This is a genomic window from Ancylobacter oerskovii, from assembly GCF_018390555.1.
Classification (GTDB): domain Bacteria; phylum Pseudomonadota; class Alphaproteobacteria; order Rhizobiales; family Xanthobacteraceae; genus Ancylobacter; species Ancylobacter oerskovii.
Genome location: NZ_JAHBGB010000031.1, coordinates 190,943 through 210,979, shown reverse-complemented (window position 1 = coordinate 210,979; position 20,037 = coordinate 190,943). Strand labels below are relative to the sequence as shown.

17 protein-coding genes are annotated in these 20,037 nt (G+C 68.4%); 8 read left to right on the top strand and 9 right to left on the bottom strand.

The features are described 5' to 3' along the window. Positions 1-85: 85 nt before the first annotated feature. The 7 genes from KHC19_RS14215 to KHC19_RS14185 all read left to right on the top strand — a co-directional run bounded on the left by KHC19_RS14215 (position 86) and on the right by KHC19_RS14185 (position 7,239). Entirely contained in the window at positions 86-1,105 is a 1,020-nt protein-coding gene (locus tag KHC19_RS14215; protein ID WP_213353034.1) for an LLM class flavin-dependent oxidoreductase, read from the top strand. A gap of 256 nt (positions 1,106-1,361) precedes the next feature. Then, positions 1,362-2,471 (top strand): ABC transporter substrate-binding protein, encoded by a 1,110-nt coding sequence (locus tag KHC19_RS14210; RefSeq protein WP_343207725.1) that lies wholly within the window; start codon positions 1,362-1,364, stop codon positions 2,469-2,471. 71 nt (positions 2,472-2,542) lie between these two features. Further along, on the top strand, positions 2,543-3,388 hold the full coding sequence (locus KHC19_RS14205) for an ABC transporter permease (protein WP_213353033.1): 846 nt from the start codon (positions 2,543-2,545) through the stop codon (positions 3,386-3,388). Between the two features lie 338 nt (positions 3,389-3,726). Next, positions 3,727-4,812, top strand: a complete 1,086-nt coding sequence (locus KHC19_RS14200) for an ABC transporter substrate-binding protein (protein WP_213353032.1) — start codon at positions 3,727-3,729, stop codon at positions 4,810-4,812. A 17-nt stretch (positions 4,813-4,829) separates the two neighbouring features. After that, positions 4,830-5,909 (top strand): ABC transporter substrate-binding protein, encoded by a 1,080-nt coding sequence (locus tag KHC19_RS14195; RefSeq protein WP_213353031.1) that lies wholly within the window; start codon positions 4,830-4,832, stop codon positions 5,907-5,909. Beyond that, on the top strand, positions 5,906-6,682 hold the full coding sequence (locus KHC19_RS14190; RefSeq protein WP_213353030.1) for an ABC transporter ATP-binding protein: 777 nt from the start codon (positions 5,906-5,908) through the stop codon (positions 6,680-6,682). The genes KHC19_RS14195 and KHC19_RS14190 overlap by 4 nt, the downstream gene beginning before the upstream one ends. An 11-nt stretch (positions 6,683-6,693) precedes the next feature. Further along, entirely contained in the window at positions 6,694-7,239 is a 546-nt protein-coding gene (locus KHC19_RS14185) for a tetratricopeptide repeat protein (RefSeq protein ID WP_213353029.1), read from the top strand. Positions 7,240-7,289: 50 nt separating this feature from the next. On the opposite strand, the gene KHC19_RS14180 is transcribed toward KHC19_RS14185, so the two are convergent. Genes KHC19_RS14180 through KHC19_RS14165 form a run of 4 tightly spaced genes read right to left on the bottom strand, consistent with a single transcriptional unit; the run spans position 7,290 to position 11,193 of the window. Then, a complete protein-coding gene (locus tag KHC19_RS14180) occupies positions 7,290-8,324 on the bottom strand; it encodes an extracellular solute-binding protein (protein WP_213353028.1) in 1,035 nt (344 codons plus the stop codon). Positions 8,325-8,364: 40 nt separating this feature from the next. Continuing rightward, positions 8,365-9,168, bottom strand: a complete 804-nt coding sequence (locus tag KHC19_RS14175; protein WP_213353027.1) for an ABC transporter permease — start codon at positions 9,166-9,168, stop codon at positions 8,365-8,367. Next, positions 9,161-10,084, bottom strand: a complete 924-nt coding sequence (locus KHC19_RS14170; protein ID WP_213353026.1) for an ABC transporter permease — start codon at positions 10,082-10,084, stop codon at positions 9,161-9,163. The genes KHC19_RS14175 and KHC19_RS14170 overlap by 8 nt, the downstream gene beginning before the upstream one ends. 2 nt (positions 10,085-10,086) lie before the next feature. Further along, positions 10,087-11,193, bottom strand: a complete 1,107-nt coding sequence (locus tag KHC19_RS14165; protein WP_213353025.1) for an ABC transporter ATP-binding protein — start codon at positions 11,191-11,193, stop codon at positions 10,087-10,089. 158 nt (positions 11,194-11,351) lie between these two features. On the opposite strand from KHC19_RS14165, the gene KHC19_RS14160 reads away from it, so the two are divergent. Next, a complete protein-coding gene (locus tag KHC19_RS14160) occupies positions 11,352-13,019 on the top strand; it encodes an amidohydrolase (RefSeq protein ID WP_343207724.1) in 1,668 nt (555 codons plus the stop codon). On the opposite strand, the gene KHC19_RS14155 is transcribed toward KHC19_RS14160, so the two are convergent. From KHC19_RS14155 to KHC19_RS14135, 5 genes are all read right to left on the bottom strand, one after another. After that, a complete protein-coding gene (locus tag KHC19_RS14155; RefSeq protein ID WP_213353023.1) occupies positions 12,998-14,458 on the bottom strand; it encodes an amidase in 1,461 nt (486 codons plus the stop codon). The genes KHC19_RS14160 and KHC19_RS14155 overlap by 22 nt on opposite strands. Positions 14,459-14,496: 38 nt before the next feature. Continuing rightward, a complete protein-coding gene (locus tag KHC19_RS14150; RefSeq protein ID WP_213353022.1) occupies positions 14,497-15,675 on the bottom strand; it encodes an MFS transporter in 1,179 nt (392 codons plus the stop codon). 46 nt (positions 15,676-15,721) lie between these two features. Continuing rightward, positions 15,722-17,011, bottom strand: a complete 1,290-nt coding sequence (locus tag KHC19_RS14145) for an HdeD family acid-resistance protein (protein WP_213353021.1) — start codon at positions 17,009-17,011, stop codon at positions 15,722-15,724. Between the two features lie 196 nt (positions 17,012-17,207). Continuing rightward, positions 17,208-19,568 (bottom strand): xanthine dehydrogenase family protein molybdopterin-binding subunit, encoded by a 2,361-nt coding sequence (locus KHC19_RS14140; RefSeq protein ID WP_213353020.1) that lies wholly within the window; start codon positions 19,566-19,568, stop codon positions 17,208-17,210. An 11-nt stretch (positions 19,569-19,579) separates the two neighbouring features. Continuing rightward, complete coding sequence (locus KHC19_RS14135) at positions 19,580-20,035, bottom strand: (2Fe-2S)-binding protein (protein ID WP_213353019.1); 456 nt, start codon at positions 20,033-20,035, stop codon at positions 19,580-19,582. Between the last annotated feature and the right edge of the window lie 2 nt (positions 20,036-20,037).

The window sequence follows — 20,037 nt, the reverse complement described above, 5'->3', positions numbered from 1 at the left end:
GCAATCTCCGTTTTTGGAAGGCATGATCTGGAAGGCAAGGGGCGTCGCGCTCTGCCGTCCGCAGTCGGTTCTCGGGGAGCAACCCATGACGCCATTGTCCATTCTCGACCTCGTCCGCATCACCGAGGCGACCGATGCGCGGGGCGCGCTCGACAACGCCCGCGACCTGGCGGGCCACGCCGAGCACTGGGGCTACAACCGCATCTGGGTGGCCGAGCATCACAACATGCCGGGCATCGCCAGCGCCGCGACCTCGGTGGTGCTCGCCCACATCGCCGCCGGCGCGTCGCGCATCCGGGTGGGCGCCGGCGGCATCATGCTGCCCAACCATTCGCCCTATGTGATCGCCGAGCAGTTCGGCACGCTGGCGCGGCTGTTCCCCGGCCGCGTCGATCTCGGGCTCGGCCGGGCGCCGGGCACCGACCAGACGACGTTGCGCGCCCTGCGCCGCACCAATGAATCCGCCGAGAACTTCCCGCAGGACGTGCTGGAGCTGCAGGCCTTCCTGGCGCCGACCGTGCCCGGCCAGCGCATCCAGGCGGTGCCGGCGGCGGGCACCGAGGTGCCGCTCTGGATCCTCGGCTCCAGCAATTTCGGCGCCATGCTCGCCGCCGAGCTCGGCCTGCCCTATGCCTTCGCCTCGCATTTCGCGCCGGAAATGCTGCTCTCCGCGCTCGACATCTACCGCGAGCGCTTCAAGCCCTCGGCGCAGCTCGACCGTCCCTATGCGATGGTCGGCGTCAATGTCATCGCCGCCCCCACCGACGCCGAGGCGCGCCGGCTGGCGACCACGCAGCAAATGTCCTTCGCCGACATCTTCCGCGGCGCGCGCGGCCTCAGCCGGCCGCCGATCGACGACATCGAGACGTACTGGTCGCCGATGGAGAAGGCGCAGGCGATGCGCATGCTGGCCCGCTCCATCGTCGGCTCGCCGGAGACGGTGCGCGCCGGCCTCGAGGCGCTGGTCGCCGAGACCGGCGCGGATGAGCTCATCGTCGTCTCGGATGTCTATGAGCACGCCCTGCGCCTGCGCTCCTTCGAGCTCATCGCCGCCGCCGCCGGCCTCGAGGCCGAGCCGGTCGCGGAACTCGCCGGCGCCCCCTAGGACGCCGCCGCCTGCCGGCAGGGGCGCGGCTCGCGCCGCATCCCGCAAGGGTAGATTCTTACTTTCACGGGCAGGTACTTGTTTTCACGAAAATCTACCCTGAGTGGCCGGAATATATATCCATCCGTCCCATATTATTGAGTATAAATTTCCGTATCCGTCGGAGACATTGGATAAAGACGCGTTCTCGCTTGCGTCCGTTCTGCGTAACGTCAGGTCATCATCGTTGATCTGATGTTTCAATACGGAGACGGACGTGGAAAACGTGTCGGATGCGGCGGTCGGGCGGGGTCCCGGCAAGGTCGTTGGCAGGAATTTCGGCCGGGCGGCGCTGGTTGCCGCCGCGCTGGCGCTCACCGCCCCGCTGGCGCCGGCAAGCGCCGGGGAGCAGCTCGACTTCATCAACCTGCAGCTGAACCCCTGGTCGGTGGTGGCGCAGGAGAAGGGCATCTTCAAGGAGGAGTTCGACAAGGTCGGCGTGAAGGAGGTCAATCTGATCGCCTCCGGCGCCGCCGAGCTGTCGGGCGCCGAATCCGCCGGCCTCAACCGCGGCTCCATCGCCATCGCCCAGCGCATGCTCTATCCCGCCACCGCCCACCGGGCCAACGGCCTCGACGCGGTGGTGGTGTGGGTGTCGGAGGCGTCGAACAAGTACCGCACGCCGCTGCTGGCCCGCGCCGACAATAACGAGATCAACTCCATCGCCGACATGGAGGGCAAGGTCTACGGCTCCAACCGCATCGGCTGCTCCTACACCTCGGTGTTCGAATCCTTCGAGGCCGCCGGCCTGCCGCTCGACACCCGCCTGAAGCAGGGCAAGATCCGCTACGAGGGCGTGGAGAACAACGGCGCCCGCAACGCCGCGCTGCTATCCGGCGCGGTGGACGGCCTCGCCACCCATATCGGCAACAATTCCGGCGCCGCGCTCTATCTGTCCGGCAAGGTGAAGATCGTCGGCCGCACGGTGGAGAAGGGCGTCTACGAGAACGGCGCCGGCCGCGTCTCCTTCTTCGCCATGCGCGATTTCGCCGAGAAATATCCCGAGGCGGTGAAGGCGTTCCTCATCTCCTATCGCCGCGCCACCGCCTGGATCCAGGCCAATGTGGACGAGGCGGCGCAGATCATCTCCAAGGGCACCCGCGTGCCGCTGGAGATCGCGAAGTTCCAGATCGTCGATCCCTCGGGCTACGAGTTCATCGCCGGCGACACCTCGGCCGACAATGTCCGCCACGCCATCAGCGAGTTCCAGGACTGGTACATCGCCCATGGCGACGACGTGTTCACCGACCGCAAGCTGAGCCAGCAGGACATCACCGCCTTCGTGGACGGCAAGTTCTTCAAGGGCGGTCCGTACTCCATCTACTGACACAGCGCGGATCCGTCCCGGCGGGGGCCGCGTGCCCGCGCCGGGACGGCCGCCAGAGGCGAGCCGGCATCATGACCGACGCAACCAACTCCACCTTCGCCGTCCGCCCGCTGGCCGGGGCGCGGGCACCGTCCCCGACCCGCGCGGCGCGCCGTCCTGCCTCCGGGCGCCGCTACATCGGCGCCGTGCTGCCGCTCGGGCTGCTGGCCGTCTGGTCGCTGGCGACCTATTACGTGCTGGTGCCGGCGGTGTTCCTGCCCTCGCCGATCGCCACGGTCGAGGCCTTCGTCGCCATGGTCACGCGCCAGTCGCTGCATGTCGATTTCCTGCGCTCGATCAACATCGTCAGCCAGGCCTTCGTCTATGGCTCGATCGCCGCGGTGGTGCTCGGCGTGGCGGCGGGGCTGTCCTCGAATGTCGAGCGCTTCTTCGGGCCGACCTTCGACAGCATCCGCCACATCCCCGGCGTCGCCTGGCTGCCGCTCATTGTGCTGTGGCTCGGCCTCGGCGCTCCCGCGCAGATCCTGGTCATCGCCAAGTCGGTGTTCTTCCCGGTGTTCCTCAACACGCTGCAGGGCATCCGCAACGTCGAGAAGAGCCATATCGAGCTCGCCAAGGTGCTGACGCTGACCCGCTCGCAGCTGATCCGCCGGGTGGTGATCCCGAGCGCGGTGCCCAGCATCATGGTCAGCCTGCGTTACGCCGCCGGCGTCGCCTGGGCGCTGGTGGTCACGGCGGAAGGCTTGAGCGGGCAGGAGGGCCTCGGCTACCTGATCTTCCGCGCCCAGAACCTGCTCATCACCGACCAGCTCATCGTCTGCATGGTGATCATCGGCCTCGTCGGCTTCGCCATCGACCGGCTGATGCTCTGGCTGCAACGCTTCGTGCTGCGCTGGAAGCAGGGCTTCGAGGGGTGAGGGAAGGCACACGCCCTTCTTACTTATCCTCTCCCCGCCCGAACCCGGCTGTTGCCGGGTTCGGTTCCGGCAAGGTCGAAACCGGAAACATCCGGTTTCGACGGAGAGGTGGCCCGCGCAGCGGGTCGGTGAGGGGAGACGCCATTGGGAGGCGTCGAAGACCCCTCACCCCAGCCCTCTCCCCGTCGGGGAGAGGGAGGCTCTCACGGTGGTTCGTCGCCCTGCCTGCCGACCGTCCCCCTTCTTCTCCCTCTCCCCGTCGGGGAGAGGGGTGGGGTGAGGGGGCGGCGCGGCTCCCGACCGTCGAACATTCCTCCCACCCATTCAGGATCCCCGCCATGACCATCGCCGTCGACCGTTCGATAGAGGCCAACGCCACCCCGGTGCTGCGCGAGCTCATCTACACCATCTGCCCGGTGCTGGTGGCGTCCAACGTGGCGCTGGAGCTCGGCTGGATCCATGACGAGCTCGCCCGCGTCGGGGCGAAGCCCACCTATCTGCGCTCGGCGGCCTCCGATGTCGCCTGGCCGGCTCACTACAATCACGATTCCGACCGCCTCATCCGCGACGGCGGCAACAGCCCGGCCATCTGGTCGAAGGCCGATCTGCGGCCCACCGTGCTGCTCGGCCTCACCCAGGCGCAGCCGGCCGGCAAGGTGCTGGTGCGCACCGATTCCGACATTCACCGCGTCGAGGACCTCAAGGGCCGCCGCTTCGGCCTCTACAGGAGCCTGCGCAACGAGAAGATCGATCATCGCCGCGCCACCGGCGAGCATGGCATCCTCGCCGCCCTCGCCCTGCACGGCCTTGGCCGCAACGATGTCGAGATCGTCGATATCGAGGACGCCGACGCCCATGCCGAAAGCCTGGCCGAGACCCCCGCGGGCATCTGGGCGCAGCGTCGCGCCTCGCGGCAGGACGAGCTGACGCTGGAAGCCCGCGCGCTCGACGCCGGCACCATCGACGCCATCTACGACTACTCCATCGGCGTCGATGTCCGCCTGACGCAGACCGGCCGCTTCCGCGTCATCGAGGATCTCGACCGCTATCCCGATTGGACGCTGCGCATCGCCAACGCCCCGCGCACCCTCACCGTGAGCCGCGAATTCGCCGAGGCGAACCGCGATATCGTGGTGGCGTGGCTGCGTGCGTCGATCCGCGCCGGGCGCTGGATCAACGCCCATCCCGAGGCGGCGGCCGACATCTTCTACCGCACCACCATCTATGCCGACCGCGACGCCGTCGCCCGCACGCTGCCGGACTACGACCTCATCCCGAACCTGTCGGCGCAGAACCTCGCCGGCCTGCGGCTCGAGACCGATTTCCTGCGCGCGCACGGCTACATCGCCAATGATGTCGACGTGAATGAATGGGCGGATGCGTCCTATCTGGAAGAGGCCTCTGCCTCGCTGCGGCGCGGCTGATGCGGGGAACGGAAACCATGGTCGATCTTCTCGAACGCCCCACCCCGTCCGCGCTCGCCCCGATCACCGTCGGCGCCCGCGAGGCCTGGTACACCATCTGCCCCACCTTCGTGGCGTCCAATGTCGCGCAGGAGTTCGGCTGGATCGAGGAAGAGCTGCGCCGGGTCGGCGCCTCGCTGTCCTATCTGCGCGCGCTCCCCGTCGAGCAGGGCTATCTCCCGCATTTCAGCCATCGCTTCGCGCATCTGTTCCGCGACGGCGGCAACATCCCCTCCATCTGGGCGAAGGCCGACAATGTCGACACCACGCTGGTCGGGCTCACCGAAACCCATCACGGCGGCACCATCGTGGTGCGGGCCGACGATGCCGCCCGCAGCGTCGCGGCGCTGAAGGGGCGGCGCTTCGGCCTGTCGAAGAGCGCCAACCCGGCCAAGATCGACTGGTGGCGGGCCACCTCCGAGCAGGGCATCCTGAAGGCGCTGGCATTGGCCGGCCTGTCCCGAGCGGATGTCGAGATCGACGATATCGCCAATGAGGACCGCGGCTTCGGAGAGGCGTCGCGTCCCTCGGCGCTGTGGGCGAAGCGGCGCGGCGACCTCGTCTTCACGCCGGAGGCGCGGGCGCTGGAAGCCGGCGAGGTCGACGCCATCTTCGCCAGCCATGGCCGGGCGCTGGGGCTGGAGCGGACCGGCAGGTTCAAGCAGGTGGAGGATTTCTCCCGCCATCCCGACTGGTCGCTGCAGGTCTCCAACAGCCCCTATGCACTTACCGTGAACACCGATTTCGCCAAGGCCAACCGCGACATCGTCGTCGCCTTCCTGCGGGCGGCGGTGCGGGCGGCGCGCTGGCTCGACGCCAATCGCGAGGCCGGCGCGGCGATCCTGCACCGCGTCACCTATCACCCGAACGTCGCCGATACGGCGGCGGCCATCGCCGGCACCGATTTCCTGCCGGCGCTGACGCCGCGCAAGCTCGCCGGCATCGACCTGCAGAAGCGCTTCCTCGTCGAGCACGGCTACATCAGCCGCGATTTCGACAGCCGCGCCTGGGCCGACGCCTCCTATCTCGACGAAGCCCTGGAGTCCCTGTCCTCATGACCCAACGCGGCAATCTCGAAATCCGCGGCGTCGAGAAGCACTACGACGTCGACGGTCGCCCGCTGAAGATCCTCGACCATATCGACATCGACGTCGCCGCCGGCGAGTTCGTGTCGATCGTCGGGCCGTCGGGCTGCGGCAAGTCGACCATATTGCGGCTCATCGTCGGGCTCGACGACGACTATTCCGGCAGCATTCGCCTGCATGGCGAACCGGTGCGCGGCACCAGCCTCGACCGCGGCATCGTCTTCCAGGACCATCGCCTGCTTCCCTGGCTGACGCTGGAGCAGAATATCGGCCTCGGGCTGGAGAATGCCGGCCTCTCCGCCGAGGAGAAGAAGCGCACCATCGCCGAGCACATCGCGCTGGTCGGGCTGCGCGGCTTCGAGAAGGTCTATCCCTACCAGCTGTCCGGCGGCATGGCGCAGCGCGCCGCCATCGCCCGCGGCCTGGTCGGCCGGCCGGAGATCCTCTTGCTCGACGAACCGCTCGGCGCCCTCGACGCGCTGACGCGGCTGCGGCTGCAGGAGGAACTGCTCAGCATCTGGCGGGTGGAGAAGACCACCATGATCCTCGTCACCCATGACGTCGACGAGGCGATCTATCTCAGCGACCGGGTGCTGGTGATGACCGCCAATCCCGGCCGCATCGTGAAGGAGATCGCCGTCGACCTGCCGCATCCGCGCGATCGCGGCAGCCCCGCCTTTGCGGGGATCAAGCGGGAGATCCTGCGCGAAATGGGCGACTACGCCGTGCATGTGGCGGCGGCATGAGCGGTCCTGCCATGCCCGTCGATGCCGAGCGGGGGGCGTTCCGCACTGATCGGACGCCTTGGCCCGGCATTCGGCCTCATCGTACACCTCATCATACCGCGCGGCGGGGCTGGGGCGGGCACGTCCGGGCGGGGGTCCTCGCGCTGATTCTGGGGGCGGCGACGACGGCGGGGGCGGTCGACACCCCGCCCTCCGACGCGCTGCCGGATCTCGCCTCTATTCGCGCGCTAATCTATTCCGGGGACTACGAAAAAGCGGCCGCCGAGCTCGGCGGTCTCGCCACCCGGGTGCGCCATGCCGACGTGTTCAACCTGCTGGGCTACAGCCTGCGGCAGCTGAAGCGCTATGACGAGGCCGACCGCTGGTACCGCGAGGCGATCTACTACGACCCCACCCATCGCCAGGCCATTGAATATCAAGGAGAATTGTTCATCGCCACCGGCAGGCTCGACAAGGCGAAGGAGAACCTCGTCACCTTGAAGATCTTCTGCCGGAATGGCTGCCCGGAGCTCGACAAGCTGCAGAAGGCCTATGCGGAGGCCGGCGGCAAGCAATAGCGCCGCGCCGGAAAGGAGAGGCCGGGCATTGCCCGGCCCCTCGCATCACGTCACTTGTTCACATCGGTCCAGATGCGCGTATAGAGCTCGTTCACCTCCGGCGCGCAGGCGGCGAGGAACTCGCCGGCCTTCTTGAACTGCTCGGGGATGACGAGTTCGGGCGCGTCCTTCATGTCGGCCGGCAGGAACTGGTCGGACCCCTTGATTCCATTCGCATATTTGGCGAAGGCCGAAATCAGCGCAGCGTTCTCCGGCTCCATGATGAAGTTCATGAACAGCTTGGCGTTCTCGACATTCTTGGCGTCCTTCAGGATCGCGACGCTGTCCATGAACAGCGGATAGCCTTCCTTGGGGTAGCCGAAGGCGATGTCCGGGTTCTTCAGGCGCGAGCGCAGGATGGCGCCGTTCCAGTAGTACACGCCGGCATAATCGCCCGAGGGCAGCTTCTCGGTGACGCTGTAGTCCATGGCAAGCCATTTCGGCTTGGCCGCGACCAGTGTGTCACGCGCCTTCTTCAGGACTTCCTTGTCGGTCGTGCACCAGTCGCCGCCGAGATACTTGATGGTCGCGAAGAGGACGTCGCTCATCTCCGGCTCGACATTGATCTTGCCGATCAGTTCCTTCGGCGGATCGAGGAAGATCGCCGAGGTGTTGATGTCGCCGGAATAGACCTTCTTGTTGACGCCGATGCCGGACAGGCCCCACTGCCAGGGCGTGGTGTAGTGGCGGCCCGGATCCCACGGCACGTTCACCCAGCGCTCGTCGACATTCTTGAAGTTGGACATCTGGTCGGGCCGCGCCTCGAGCAGCAGGCCTTCCTTGACCCAGATCGGCACGTAGTTCGCCGAGGGCACGACGATGTCGTAGCCATGGCCACCGGCGCGTACCTTGGCAAGCGCGGTGTCGTTGGAATCGTAATCGGTGACGGTCACCTTGACCTTGTACTTGTCCTCGAACTTCTTGATGAGTTCGGGGCTGGTATAGTCACCCCAATTGTAGATATTGAGCGCGCCTTCCGCCGCGGCGCTGCCGGCGAGGCCGAGGAACGCAACCATCGCGCCCGCCGCCGTCATCTTCCAGTTCATGGTTCCCGTCTCCGTCAGGTTGTCGTTCGACCCGGTTTTGTCAGGTCTTCTTGCGGTTGATGAAGAAGAAGGCCGTCACCAGCAGGATGGACAGCGCCAGGAACGCGGTGGCGATGGCGTTGACCTCGGGGGTCACGGTGCGACGGATCTGCCCGAGCATGTAGGTCGGCAGCGTGTCCTGCCCGCCGGACTTGACGAACTCGGTGATGACGACGTCGTCGAGCGAGATGACGAAGGCGAGCATGAAGCCGGCGATGATGCCGGGCCGGAGCAATGGCAGCGTCACGCGGCGGAAGACGTTCCACGGCGTCGCATAGAGGTCCGCCGCGGCACGTTCCAGGGTGCTGTCCATGCCTTCGAGCCGCGCGCGAATGGGCAGATAGGCGAAGGGAATGCAGAAGGCGGTATGGGCGAGGATCAGGTAGCCGAGCCCGGAATAGCCGGTCCACACCTTGATGCGCGAGAACACGATCAGCAGCGCCACCGCGGTCACGATCTCCGGCACCATCAGCGGCAGGTTGATGAAGGCATATTTGGCGCCGAGGCCGCGATAGGGCGCGGTGCGCGTGGTGGCGATGGCGGCCATGGTCGCGGCGCCGGTGGCAAGGGTGGCGGCGCTGAGCGCGAGCACCAGCGAGCGCCAGGCGGCATCCTGCACGGCGGTGTTGGCGGCGGCGTCGCCGAACCAGCGCAGCGAGAACCCGCCCCAGGCGGTGAGCGATTCCGAGCCGTTGAAGGCGTAGACGACCAGGGTGACGATCGGCAGGTAGAGCGCCGCGAAGGTGAACAGCGCCACCAGGGCGAAGCCGGGCTGGGCCTTGATGTCGAAGGTGGGCCTAGCCATGTCCCGCCCCCGAGCGCGAGGCGTTGCGCACATAGACCAGCATGGCGACCATGACGAGAACCATCAGGGTGATGGAGATGGCGGCGCCGAGCGGCCAGTTGCGGCCGGCGCCGAACTGCAATTCGATGAGGTTGCCGAGCATCAGGTTCTTGCCGCCGCCCAGCACCCGCGGGATGACATAGGCGCCGAGCGAGGGAACGAAGACCAGGATCGAGCCGGCGACGATGCCGGGCTTCACCAGCGGAATGATGATCCGCCGCAGCACCGCCCAGCGGCTGGCATAGAGGTCGTAGCCGGCCTCGATCAGCCGGAAGTCGAGCTTCTCCATGCTGGCATAGAGCGGCAGCACCATCAGCGGCAGGTAGACATAGACCATGCCGAACAGGATCGCCCAGTCGGTGTACATGATCTGCAGCGGCTGATCGATGATCCCGACGGCCCGCAGCAGCGTGTTGATGAGGCCCTCGTTGCGGATGACCTGCTGCATGGCGAAGGTGCGGATGAGCAGGTTGGTCCAGAACGGGATGGTGATGAGGAACACCCAGATTTCCCGGGTATGGCGCGGCCGCGTGGCGATGAAATAGGCGGTGGGGAAGCCGAGCAGCAGGGTGCAGGCGGTGGTGATGATCGACAGCTTCAGCGATCGCCACAGGATCGACAGATGCGCGTCCGCCAGCGTGACGGTGTCGTCGAACATGTCCCGCTGGAACAGCACCGAGAACCAGCCGTCGAGCGAGTACTGGCCGAACTTCACGTCGCCATAGTCACCCTTCACCATGAAGGAATAGGCGAGCATGACGAAGAGCGGGCCGATGGCGGCCACGAAGACGATGATTAGCGCCGGTGCCGACAGCAGCCAGCGCCGCCGGATACTGTCGCGCTCGGCCTGCTTGGCGATTTCTGCCGCGGTTGCCATCGTCAATCCCGCAGCACTTGCGCGGCGTCCGCCGCGATCTCGATGCCGACACGGTCGCCGACCGCAAAGCCGCAGGACTGGGCGCGGCTGTTCTGCTGGCGCACGGTGAACAGGCCGTCCTCGGCGAGGCGGACATGGATGTGGGTGTCGGTGCCGAAATAGACGACGTTCTCGACCGTGCCCGAAAGCTGGCCGCCCTGCGGCACCGCCCGGGCGTGCTCCGGCCGCACCACGATGGTGGCCTCGGCCTTGGGCTGGAAACCTTCGGCGACGGTGGCGACGATCTGCGCACCCGACTTCAGCGTCACATGGGCGACGCCGTTGGAGAGGCCGGTGACGGCGGCGGTGAGGAAATTGGTCTCGCCGATGAAGTCGGCGACGAAGCGCTCGGCCGGCTTGTCGTAGATGTCCCAGGGCGAGCCCACCTGCCGCACCTTGCCCTTCGACATCACCGCGATGCGATCGGACATGGTCAGCGCTTCTTCCTGGTCATGGGTGACGAAGACGAAGGTAATGCCGGTCTCGTGCTGCAGGCGCTTCAGTTCGATCTGCATCTCCTTGCGCAGCTTGTAGTCCAGCGCAGAGAGCGGCTCGTCGAGCAGAAGCACCTTCGGCGCCGGCGCGAGTGCCCGGGCGAGCGCGACGCGCTGGGCCTGGCCGCCGGAGATCTGGTCGGTGCGGCGATGGGCCATCTCGTCCATGTGGACGAGCTTGAGCATCTCGGCCACCCGGCCGGCGATCTCGCCCTTCGGACGCCCGAGCATCTGCAGGCCGAAGGCGATGTTTTCCGACACGGTGAGGTGGGGGAAGAGAGCATAGCTCTGGAAGACGGTGTTGATCGGCCGCTTGAACGGCGGCAGCCCCGCTATATCCGCGCCGTCGAGCAGGATCGCGCCTTCGGTGGGATATTCGAAGCCGGCGATCAGCCGCAGCAGCGTGGTCTTGCCGCAGCCCGAGGGGCCGAGCAGGGTGAAGAACTCGTTCTCGCGGATGGCGATGGAGACGTTGTCGAGAGCGCGCAGCGCGCTCGGCCCCTCCCCGAATTGCTTGACGATGTTCCGTGCTTCGATTGCGACGCGCTTGTCCTGTGCCGCGGCAGGCTCCGGCATCAATCACCCGTTAGTCTGTTGTCATGCTCTGGAAGAAGCGGGAGGTCCCGCACGTCCGTTTCTTGTTTGAAGGAGCCTATGTGAGCGCTTGGCGGCGGGCAAGGAGGGCGGCTAAGAATGTGATCAAATTTTTGGCCAGCCAAATTGGGGAGCATCCCGTGCCGAGCGCCGACCTCATCATCGAGAACGCCCGCATCCTTACCATGGACCCTGCGCAGCCCTCCGCCGAGGCGATCGCCCTGAAGGATGGCGTCGTTCTCGCCGTCGGATCGCGCGCGGAGGTGGCCGAGGCGGCCGGCACGGCGAGCCGTCGGATCGATGCCGGCGGCGCCAGCGTTCTGCCGGGTTTCATCGACAGCCATATCCACCTGTTCACCGGCGGCGCGCAGCTGGCCAGCCTGTCGGTGGCGGGCTTCACAGGCTTCGAGCGGATCGCGGCGGCGATTCGTCAGCGGGCGCAGGTGGATACGTCTCAGGTGATGATCGTCGAGCAGGCGGCTTATTCCATGTTCGGCGACGACGAGCCGATCACCCGCCATCTGCTCGACCGCGTGCTGCCGGACCGTCCGCTCGCCCTGTTCGCGAGCGATCACCACACCATGTGGGCGAACACCAAGGCGCTCGAACTCGCGGGCATCCTGCACGGCCGGCAGGTGCCGCCCGGCAACGAGATCGTCATGGGGGCCGACGGGCTCGCCACCGGCGAGCTGCGCGAGTTCGAGGCGATGGCGCCGATCACGTCGCTGACGCCGACCGGCGGGCGCGAAATGCTCGGCCTCGCCGGCCATGAGCCCAAGGCCCCGCCGACGGCCGCCGAGCGTGCCGTCGACAAGCAGATCATCAAGCAGGGGCTCGCCTATTGCGCCTCGCTCGGCATCACCAGCTTCCACAACATGGACGGCAATTTCTACCAGCTCGAGCTGCTGGGAGAGATCGAAGCGGCGGGCGAGCTGATCGTGCGCGGCCGCGTGCCGTTCCGCTTCACGCCGGGCATGGCGCTTTCCGAGCTGGAAAAGGCCGTGGAGATGCGCCGGCGCTGGCACTCCGACCGGTTGAAGGCCGATTTCGTGAAGATCTTCATGGATGGCGTGGTGGAATCCACCACCGCTCACATGTTCGAGGAATATTGCACCGCTCCGGGCGTGGTCGGCGCCTCCTATTTCGAGGAGGAGGAATTCGCCGCCATCGCCACCGCGGTGGATCGGCTCGGCTTCCAGATCGCCGTCCACGCCATCGGCGACCTCGCGGTGCATCGCACGCTGAACGGCTACGAGGCGGCGCGGCGGGCCAATGGCGCCCGCGACAGCCGCCACCGCATCGAGCATATCGAGGTTCTGGCGCCCCGCGACCTCAACCGCTTCGCCGAGCTGGGCGTCATCGCCTCGATCCAGCCGACCCATGCCCCGGGCGGCTATTACCCGCCCGAGCCGATCCTTTCCATGATCGGTCGCGAGCGGATGAAGCTCGCCTATCCCTGGCAGACCATCCGCAACACCGGGGCGCGGCTGGTCTTCGCCAGCGACTGGCCGGTGGCGCCGCTCGACCCGCTGCTCGGCATCATGACGGCGGTGACGCGCGGCCCGGTATTCGCGGGCGCGCCGGACGAGCGCCAGAGCCTCGCCGATGCCATCGCAGGCTTCACCCGCGACGGCGCCTATACCGAATTCACCGAGGCGAACAAGGGCGTTTTGCAGGCCGGTGCGGTGGCCGATGCGGTTATTCTCGACGGCGACATCGAGGCGACCGCGTCCGACGGGATCGACGCGATGAAGGTGGCCGCCACCATCTGCGGCGGCCAGATCACTTACGAGCGCAGCGCCGCATAGCTGATCGGCGGGCGGCGCTGGAACCAGGGCGCCGCCTCCTCGATGCGGGCGCAGAGCCCGAGCAGCAGCTCGTCGCGGCCGAAGCCGGCGGCGAGATGCACGCCGACAGGCAGGCCGTCATCCGTCCAGTGCAGCGGCAGCGAGGCCGCCGGCTGGCCGGAGGCGTTGAACGCCGCCGTGAAGGGCGAATAGGCGAACACCATGCCCGGGCCCATGCGGTAGTCGACATATTCCCTGCCGACATGGTTGAAGCGGCCGAGCGGCGCCGGGGGCTCGGCCAGCGTGGCGGTCAGCAACAGGTCCCAGCGCTGGAAGAAGCCGGCCATCTCGCGGCCATAGGCGTGCACCTTGTTGATCGCCTCGAGATAATCGGCGCCGCTGACGGTGCGGGCATAGGTGATGGCGGTACGGGCGACGTTCTCGATCTCGTCCTCGGCCAGCGGCCGGCCGCGCCGGCGCACCGCGCCCTCCACCGACAGGGCGGTGCCGCAGGCGACCACCTTGGTCCACGCCGCCATCATGCCGGAGGTGTCGGCCTCGGGGCGGGCCTCCTCGACCTGATGACCGAGATCCTCCAGCAGGCGCGCGGCCTTCTCCACCGCCGAGCGACAGGCGGGGTGGATCGGCTCGCCGGTCAGCGTGGTCGTGCAGAGGGCGACGCGCAGCGGCTTGTCGCGGCGGCCGAGGGCGGCGCCGAAGTTCTCTTCGAGCGGCGGGGCGGCATAGGGGGCTCCGAGGTCGGAACCGTGGGTGGCGTCGAGCAGCACGGCGGTGTCCCGCACCGAGCGGGTGAGGAAACCGTCGATCGCCATGCCGCCCCAGCCTTCGCCGACATAGGGGCCATCCGGCAGCCGGGCGCGGGTTGCCTTGAAGCCGAACAGGCCGCAGCTCGACGCCGGGATGCGCACCGAGCCGCCGCCATCCGAGCCATGCGCCACCGGCACCATGCCGGAGGCGACCGCCGCCGCCGCGCCGCCGGAGGAGCCGCCGGGCGTGTGCCCGGGATTCCACGGGTTGCGGGTCGGCCCGCCATAGACCGCGGCCTCGGTGGTGGGGCCGACGCCGCCTTCGGGCGAGGTGGTGCGGCCGAAAGTGACCAGCCCCGCCATCTTCAGCCGGGCATAGATCGCCGAATCCTGGCCGTAGCGGGTATTGGCGAACAGCCGCGAGCCGTTATTGGAGGGAAAGTCGATCGCCTCGGCGCCGAGATCCTTGAGGAGGAAGGGAACGCCCTTCAGCGGCCCCTCCGGCAATCCCTCGGCGATGAGGCGGCGCGCGACGCCTTCCTGCAGCAGCACCGCGGCGTTGAGCTGCGGGTTGAGGGCCTCGACCCGCCGCAGCGCCTCGTCGAGCAGTTCTGTCGGGGTCACTTCCCGCCGCCGCACAAGCTCGGCCAGCCCGACCGCGTCGTATGTCTCGAACAGATCACTCACATTCACGATGGAACTCCAGAACCCAGCTTATGGTCAGGCGAAGGTCACGGCTCGGTGCGCAGCGTCGCCGCGCCGTCGTCGGCCGGCGGCGAGCGGAGCTTCAGCGCGGCGCCGGCGAACAGGGCGCAGGCGAGCGCCACGAAGGCGACCAGCCCATGGGTGGTCACCTGCATGGCGAAGCCCGCGAGGGTGGGGCCGACAAGGGCGCCCACGCCCCAGAACAGGCCCATCGCCGCGTAGATGCCGACGATCTCGCTGCCGGAGAAGCGGCTGCCGATGATGGTGAGCATCATGGTGTAGATGCCGACGAACAGGCCGCCCCAGACGAAGAGCAGCGGGTAGATCGCCCATTGCGCCGCGAGCGCCCACGGCCAGGCCGCCGCACCGACGGCGGAAAGCACGGCGAGGCCGATGATGAGCTTCTGGCGGTCCATCTTGTCGCCCAGCCAGCCGATGGGCAGCTGCAGCACGATGGCGCCGAACATCATCACGGTCATCAGCTGCGTCGCGTCCGATTCCACCCAGCCGACCGACATCGCATAGAGCGTCAGGAAGGTGAGGCCGGCGGTCTCCACCGCGGCGTTCAGCGCCGTGGCGGCCATCGCCACCGGCGCCAGGCGGATGTAGCGGAACGGGTTGCTGTGGTGCGGCTGCTCGATGACCGGCGCGGTGATCGAGGGCGACACCACGAAGGCCGCGGCGCACAGGGCGAGGCCGGCCCCGATCCCGTAGGGAAGGAAGCCCTGCGAGCCGGCGACGGAGAGGATCAGCGGGCCGAGGGCGAAGCCGACCGACATGGCGGCGGTATAGGCGCCCATGGTGCGGGCGCGCGAGGATTCCGTGCTCAGGGCGTTCAGCCAGGTTTCCGATAGCACGAACAGCACTTCGGAGGCGGCGCCGAGCAGGATGCGCAGCGGGAACCACAGCCAGACGATCGGCATGGCGGGGAACAGGCAGAGCAGCAGCGCCGCCAGCGCCAGCGAGCCGATGACCGAGCGCCGCAGGCCGAAAAACGCGGTCAGGCGCGGCAGCAGGAAGGCCATGGCGAGGACGCCCACCGCATGCATGGCGGCGTTGGCGCCGATCAGCCCTTCGCCCAGGCCGCGTTCCGCGAGATCGAGGGCGATCAGCGCGGCGCTCAGGCTGTAGGTCAGCCCGAAGACCGTCGCCGTGGCGATGATGGCGACGCGCGCCAGAATGGTGTTGCCGTCCGCCGGCTGCATGTCCGCCTACTCCCCCTCCGGGCCGCGCGGCGACCCGGATTTTCCCTCACATGGCTTCCCGCGCTTCGGCGCGACGGGGCCCCCGGCCCATGCGCTCCGGCAGTTCGATGATCGCGGACAGGGCACGCGCATAGTCCAGCACGAGGCCCGGTGTCCAGGCCATCAGCTCGGCCCGCCGCCGGATCACCCCCGCCGCCCAGAATTCTGGCAGCATCAGCAGCCGGGCGAGAAACCACGGCGACCGAATCTCCTTCGCGAACAGGCCTTCGAGGGCGGCGTCGAGCGCCTTGGCCACCGAGCTGGAGCAGTTGCGGCTGGTGAGATTGTAGGTGGTGTCCCGGCGATAGACCGACCAGAAGGCATGCAGCGCCGACACGTCCAGCCCCGGCAGCTGGACCTGCCAGCTCGAGGGGCACCATTCGGCGCTCTCGAAGGCATAGCTCGGCTGGAACTTGCCAGGCACGTCGTTTTCCCGCGTCGCCCGCAGCACGCGGGTGAATTGCGAGCCGTCGCGGTCGATCTCCACCGCCGGGTAGTGGCTGATATAGATGTGCGGCCCGGCTTCCAGCGCCGCATGGCCGGTGGAGACCACCCCATGCTCGTCCAGCGCCGCCACATAGCGCGCGATGCCGCGATTGAGCCCGACGAGGTTGCCGGTCGGCGTCCAGACATGCACGGTGACGCCCCCCGCCGCGGGGAGGGCCGGCGCCGGCTCCGAGGCCTCGGGCACATGGCGCCCGCGCGGCCAGCCATCATTGATGATCCGGGCGATCGGCATGCCCCTGGGCAGGCGGCGGATCCGCAGCGCCGTGACCAGCAGCCCGTAGGCGGTGACGATCAGCAGCGTGCCGACATCCTCGCCGACTTCCCCCCGCCAGCCGGTCGGCCAGGGAAGGAAGGACCAGACGCCGAGCAGGAACTCGATGCCGGCGGCGACGAGCGAGCGCCGCCAGCGCGGAAAGCGCACCACCCAGGCGCTGGCCGCCCGGAAGCTCGCATCCGCGACGAGGAACGTGCCGACGAGGAAGCCGATGAACATGTCGCTTCCCCACGGACGGAGGATGATGAGCAGGGAGATGGCGACCATGATGCCCGCCTTGCTGAAGCGCAGCGCCCGCCGGGTGCCGGTGCTGCCGAGGCCGGCGGCCAGCGAGGCGACGGCATCGAGCAGCAGCGGCACGGTGAACCAGTGGGTCGGTATCCGCCACTCGTCGCTCAGGGCGTTGACGAGGATGACGACCCCCATCGCCAGCCAGACCAGCCCGATGATGCCGACGACCCACCATTTGTGCCGAATGGCACGGGCTCCGATCAGCAGCATCAGCACTTCGATCATGGAATCACCTGCGGAAAAACGGCTTCCGCGGTTGGCAGCCGCGGCCAGCAATCTCCGGGAGCGGGAGGAGGCGGGCCGATGAGCATGGCCGCCGGGACGGCCGGAGCCTATCAATCCATGCGGCGATTCCGCAAGCTTCCATAACGTTGTCAACGCTCTGGCATCGACAGCCGGCAAAATGACGGGCGACGGCCGGTCAGCCGGCGGGGTCGCCGTGCGGGCGCACCAGATTGTCGTCCCAAGCCGGCAATATATGCGGGAGGCGGACGGCCGGCCGCCGGTCCAGCAGCAGCGCGAGCACATGCGGCGGCGTCAGCGGCAGTTCCTGCACGCGCCGGCCGGTCGCGTTCGCCACCGCGCAGGCGACGCTGGCCCCGACATTGAGGATGGGCACCTCGCCCGCGCCCTTGATGCCGAACGGCCCGAGCGAGGGAGCGCCCTCGAACAGATCGATCTCCACCGGCACCACGTCGCCGGCGAGCGGGACGCGATAGGTCTCGAAACCGCTCTGGCGGATCCGGCCTTCCGCGTCGATCGACACTTCCTCATGCAGCGCATAGCCGAGGCCCTGCACCACCCCGCCCTGGATCTGGCCGCCGATGGCGCTGCGGTTGAGCGCCCGCCCCACATCCTGCACCACGCGATAGGCGAGCACCTCGACATGGCCGGTCTCCGGGTCGACGGCCACCTCACAGTCATGGACGGCGAAGACCGGGATATCCAGCGCGTCGATGAAGTGGCCGGCGACACAGCCGGGCAGGGAGGGCACGCCCTTGCGGGTGAAGGCGCCGGTGCCGGCGACGGGGCCCGTCAGCGCCTGGGCGCGCGCCGCCACCTCGGCAATGGTGAAGCCGGCGCCGTTGGGGCCGGCGATCTCGATCCGTCCGTTCTGCATCGTCAGGTCGTCGGGCGCGGCGTCGAGCATCTGCGCGGCGACCTGCAGGAGCTTGCCGCGCACCTCCTGTGCCGCTTCCAGGCTGGCGGCGCCGAGCGAGACGGTCTGCCGGCCGCCGCCGACCCCGACATCGTAGCCGGCGGCGTCGGTATCGGCCTGGCGCACCACCACTTCCTCCGGCCTTATGCCGAGGGTGGCGGCGACGATCTGCGGCAGGCCCTGCATCATCGAGCCGGAGCCGATCTCGACGCCGGAGGTGACGAGGGTGGCGCTGCCGTCGGCGTTCATGTTCACCGTCGCAGCCGAGGGGCCGGTGAAGACGAACCAGGTGCCGACCGTGGTGGCGCGGCCGTAGAGCCGGCCGTCGTCGGGCCGGCGCGGCGGCGTGGCGGCGCACAGCGCGTCCATGCGGGCGAGCATCGGGCGCAGCACCTCGCCCTCATAGACCTGCCCGGTGGCGCCGAGATCGCCGTCGCCGAGCACGTTGCGCCGGCGGAAGTCCAGCGGGTCCATGCCCAGCACCCCGGCGATCTCGTCGGTGTGCCGCTCCAGCGCGAAGGTGTTGTACACGCCGTTGCAGGCGCGGAAGGCGCCGTTCGGCGCGGTGTGGGTATAGACGGCGCGGGAGGCGAGGCGGACCGCGCCGAGCTTGTAGTTGCCGCCCAGCGTATGGGCGGTCATGGTGGTGAGGAAGACCTGCTCGCCGCCATAGGCGCCGCAATCCATCAGCACCACCGCCTCGCGGCCGGCGATCTCGCCCTCCCTGGTCACGGCGGAGCGGATGCGGATCTCGGCATTCTCGCGGAACAGGCAGGTGAGCATCTCCTCCTCGCGGGAATTGACCAGCCGCACCGAGCGTCCCGAGAGCTTCGCCAGCAGCGCGGCGAAGGGCTCGATGGCGATGTCGAATTTCAGCCCGAAGGCGCCGCCCACCGGCGGCACCGTCACCCGCACCTGTGAAGCCGGCACGCCGAGGAAGCGCGCGGTGGCGTTGCGCACCGTCCACGGCACCTGGGTCGAGGTCTCGATGTGGAAGCGGCCTTCCTCGTAATGCGCCACCGCGGCGCGCGGCTCGAACGCCATGTGGTTCTGCCGGCCGACGCGGAACGTGCTCTCGACCACCGTCACGTCCGGCCGGGCGAAGGCGGCCTCGACGTCGCCGCGCACCACCGTCGCCTCCCAGGCGACATTGCCGGCGCGGGCGCCGCCTTCCAGCAGGATCTCGTAATCCCGCCATCCGGGATGCACCAGCGGGGCGCCGGGCGCGAGCGATTGCTCCATGGTGAACACCGCCGGCAACGGCGCGATCTCGACCTCGATCGCCTGCAGCGCCGCCTGCGCCTGTTCCGGCGTGTCGGCGGCCACGGCGGCGAGCGGCTCGCCGACATAGCGGACCACATCCTCGGCGAACAGCGAATGGTCGGCGATGCCGATGCCGACGCGGCCGGGCGCGTCGGCCGCCGTCGCCACCGCGCGCACGCCCGGCAGGGCCGCCGCCTTCGTCACGTCGAGCCGCACGATGCGTCCCGAAGCCAGCGGCGCGCGCAGCACGGCGGCGTGCAGCATGCCCGGGCTCGCACGGTCGATGGTGTAGCGGGTGCGGCCCATGAGCTTGTCGCCGGCATCGCGGCGGCGGAAGTCCATCACGGCGTCGAGGCTCATCGCAGGCTCCTTCAGCCGCCGGCGGCGTCCAGCGCCGCGGCGACGATGCGCTCATAGCCGGTGCAGCGGCAGGCATTGCCGGTAAGGGCCGCCCGGACCTCGTCGCGGCTCGGATGCGGGGTGTGGGCGAGGAAATGCGTCAGCGTGACCACCATGCCGGGAAAGCACATGCCGCATTGCACGGCGTCGTGCTCGGCGAGCTTGGCCTGCAGCGGATTGAGCCCGTTGCCGGCAGACAGGCCCTCGATGGTGCGGATCTCGCAGCCTTCCGCCAGTCCCGCCGGGGTGAGGCAGGCGACGAGGGGCGCGCCGTCGACCTGCACGGTGCAGGCGCCGCAAAAGCCTTCGCGGCACACCGGCTTGGCGCCGGTAAGGTGGAACTCGTCGCGCAACACGTCGATCAGCGGCGTCATCGGCTCGGCCATGGAGCGCCTGACGTCGCCATTCACCGTCATCTCGATGGCCATGA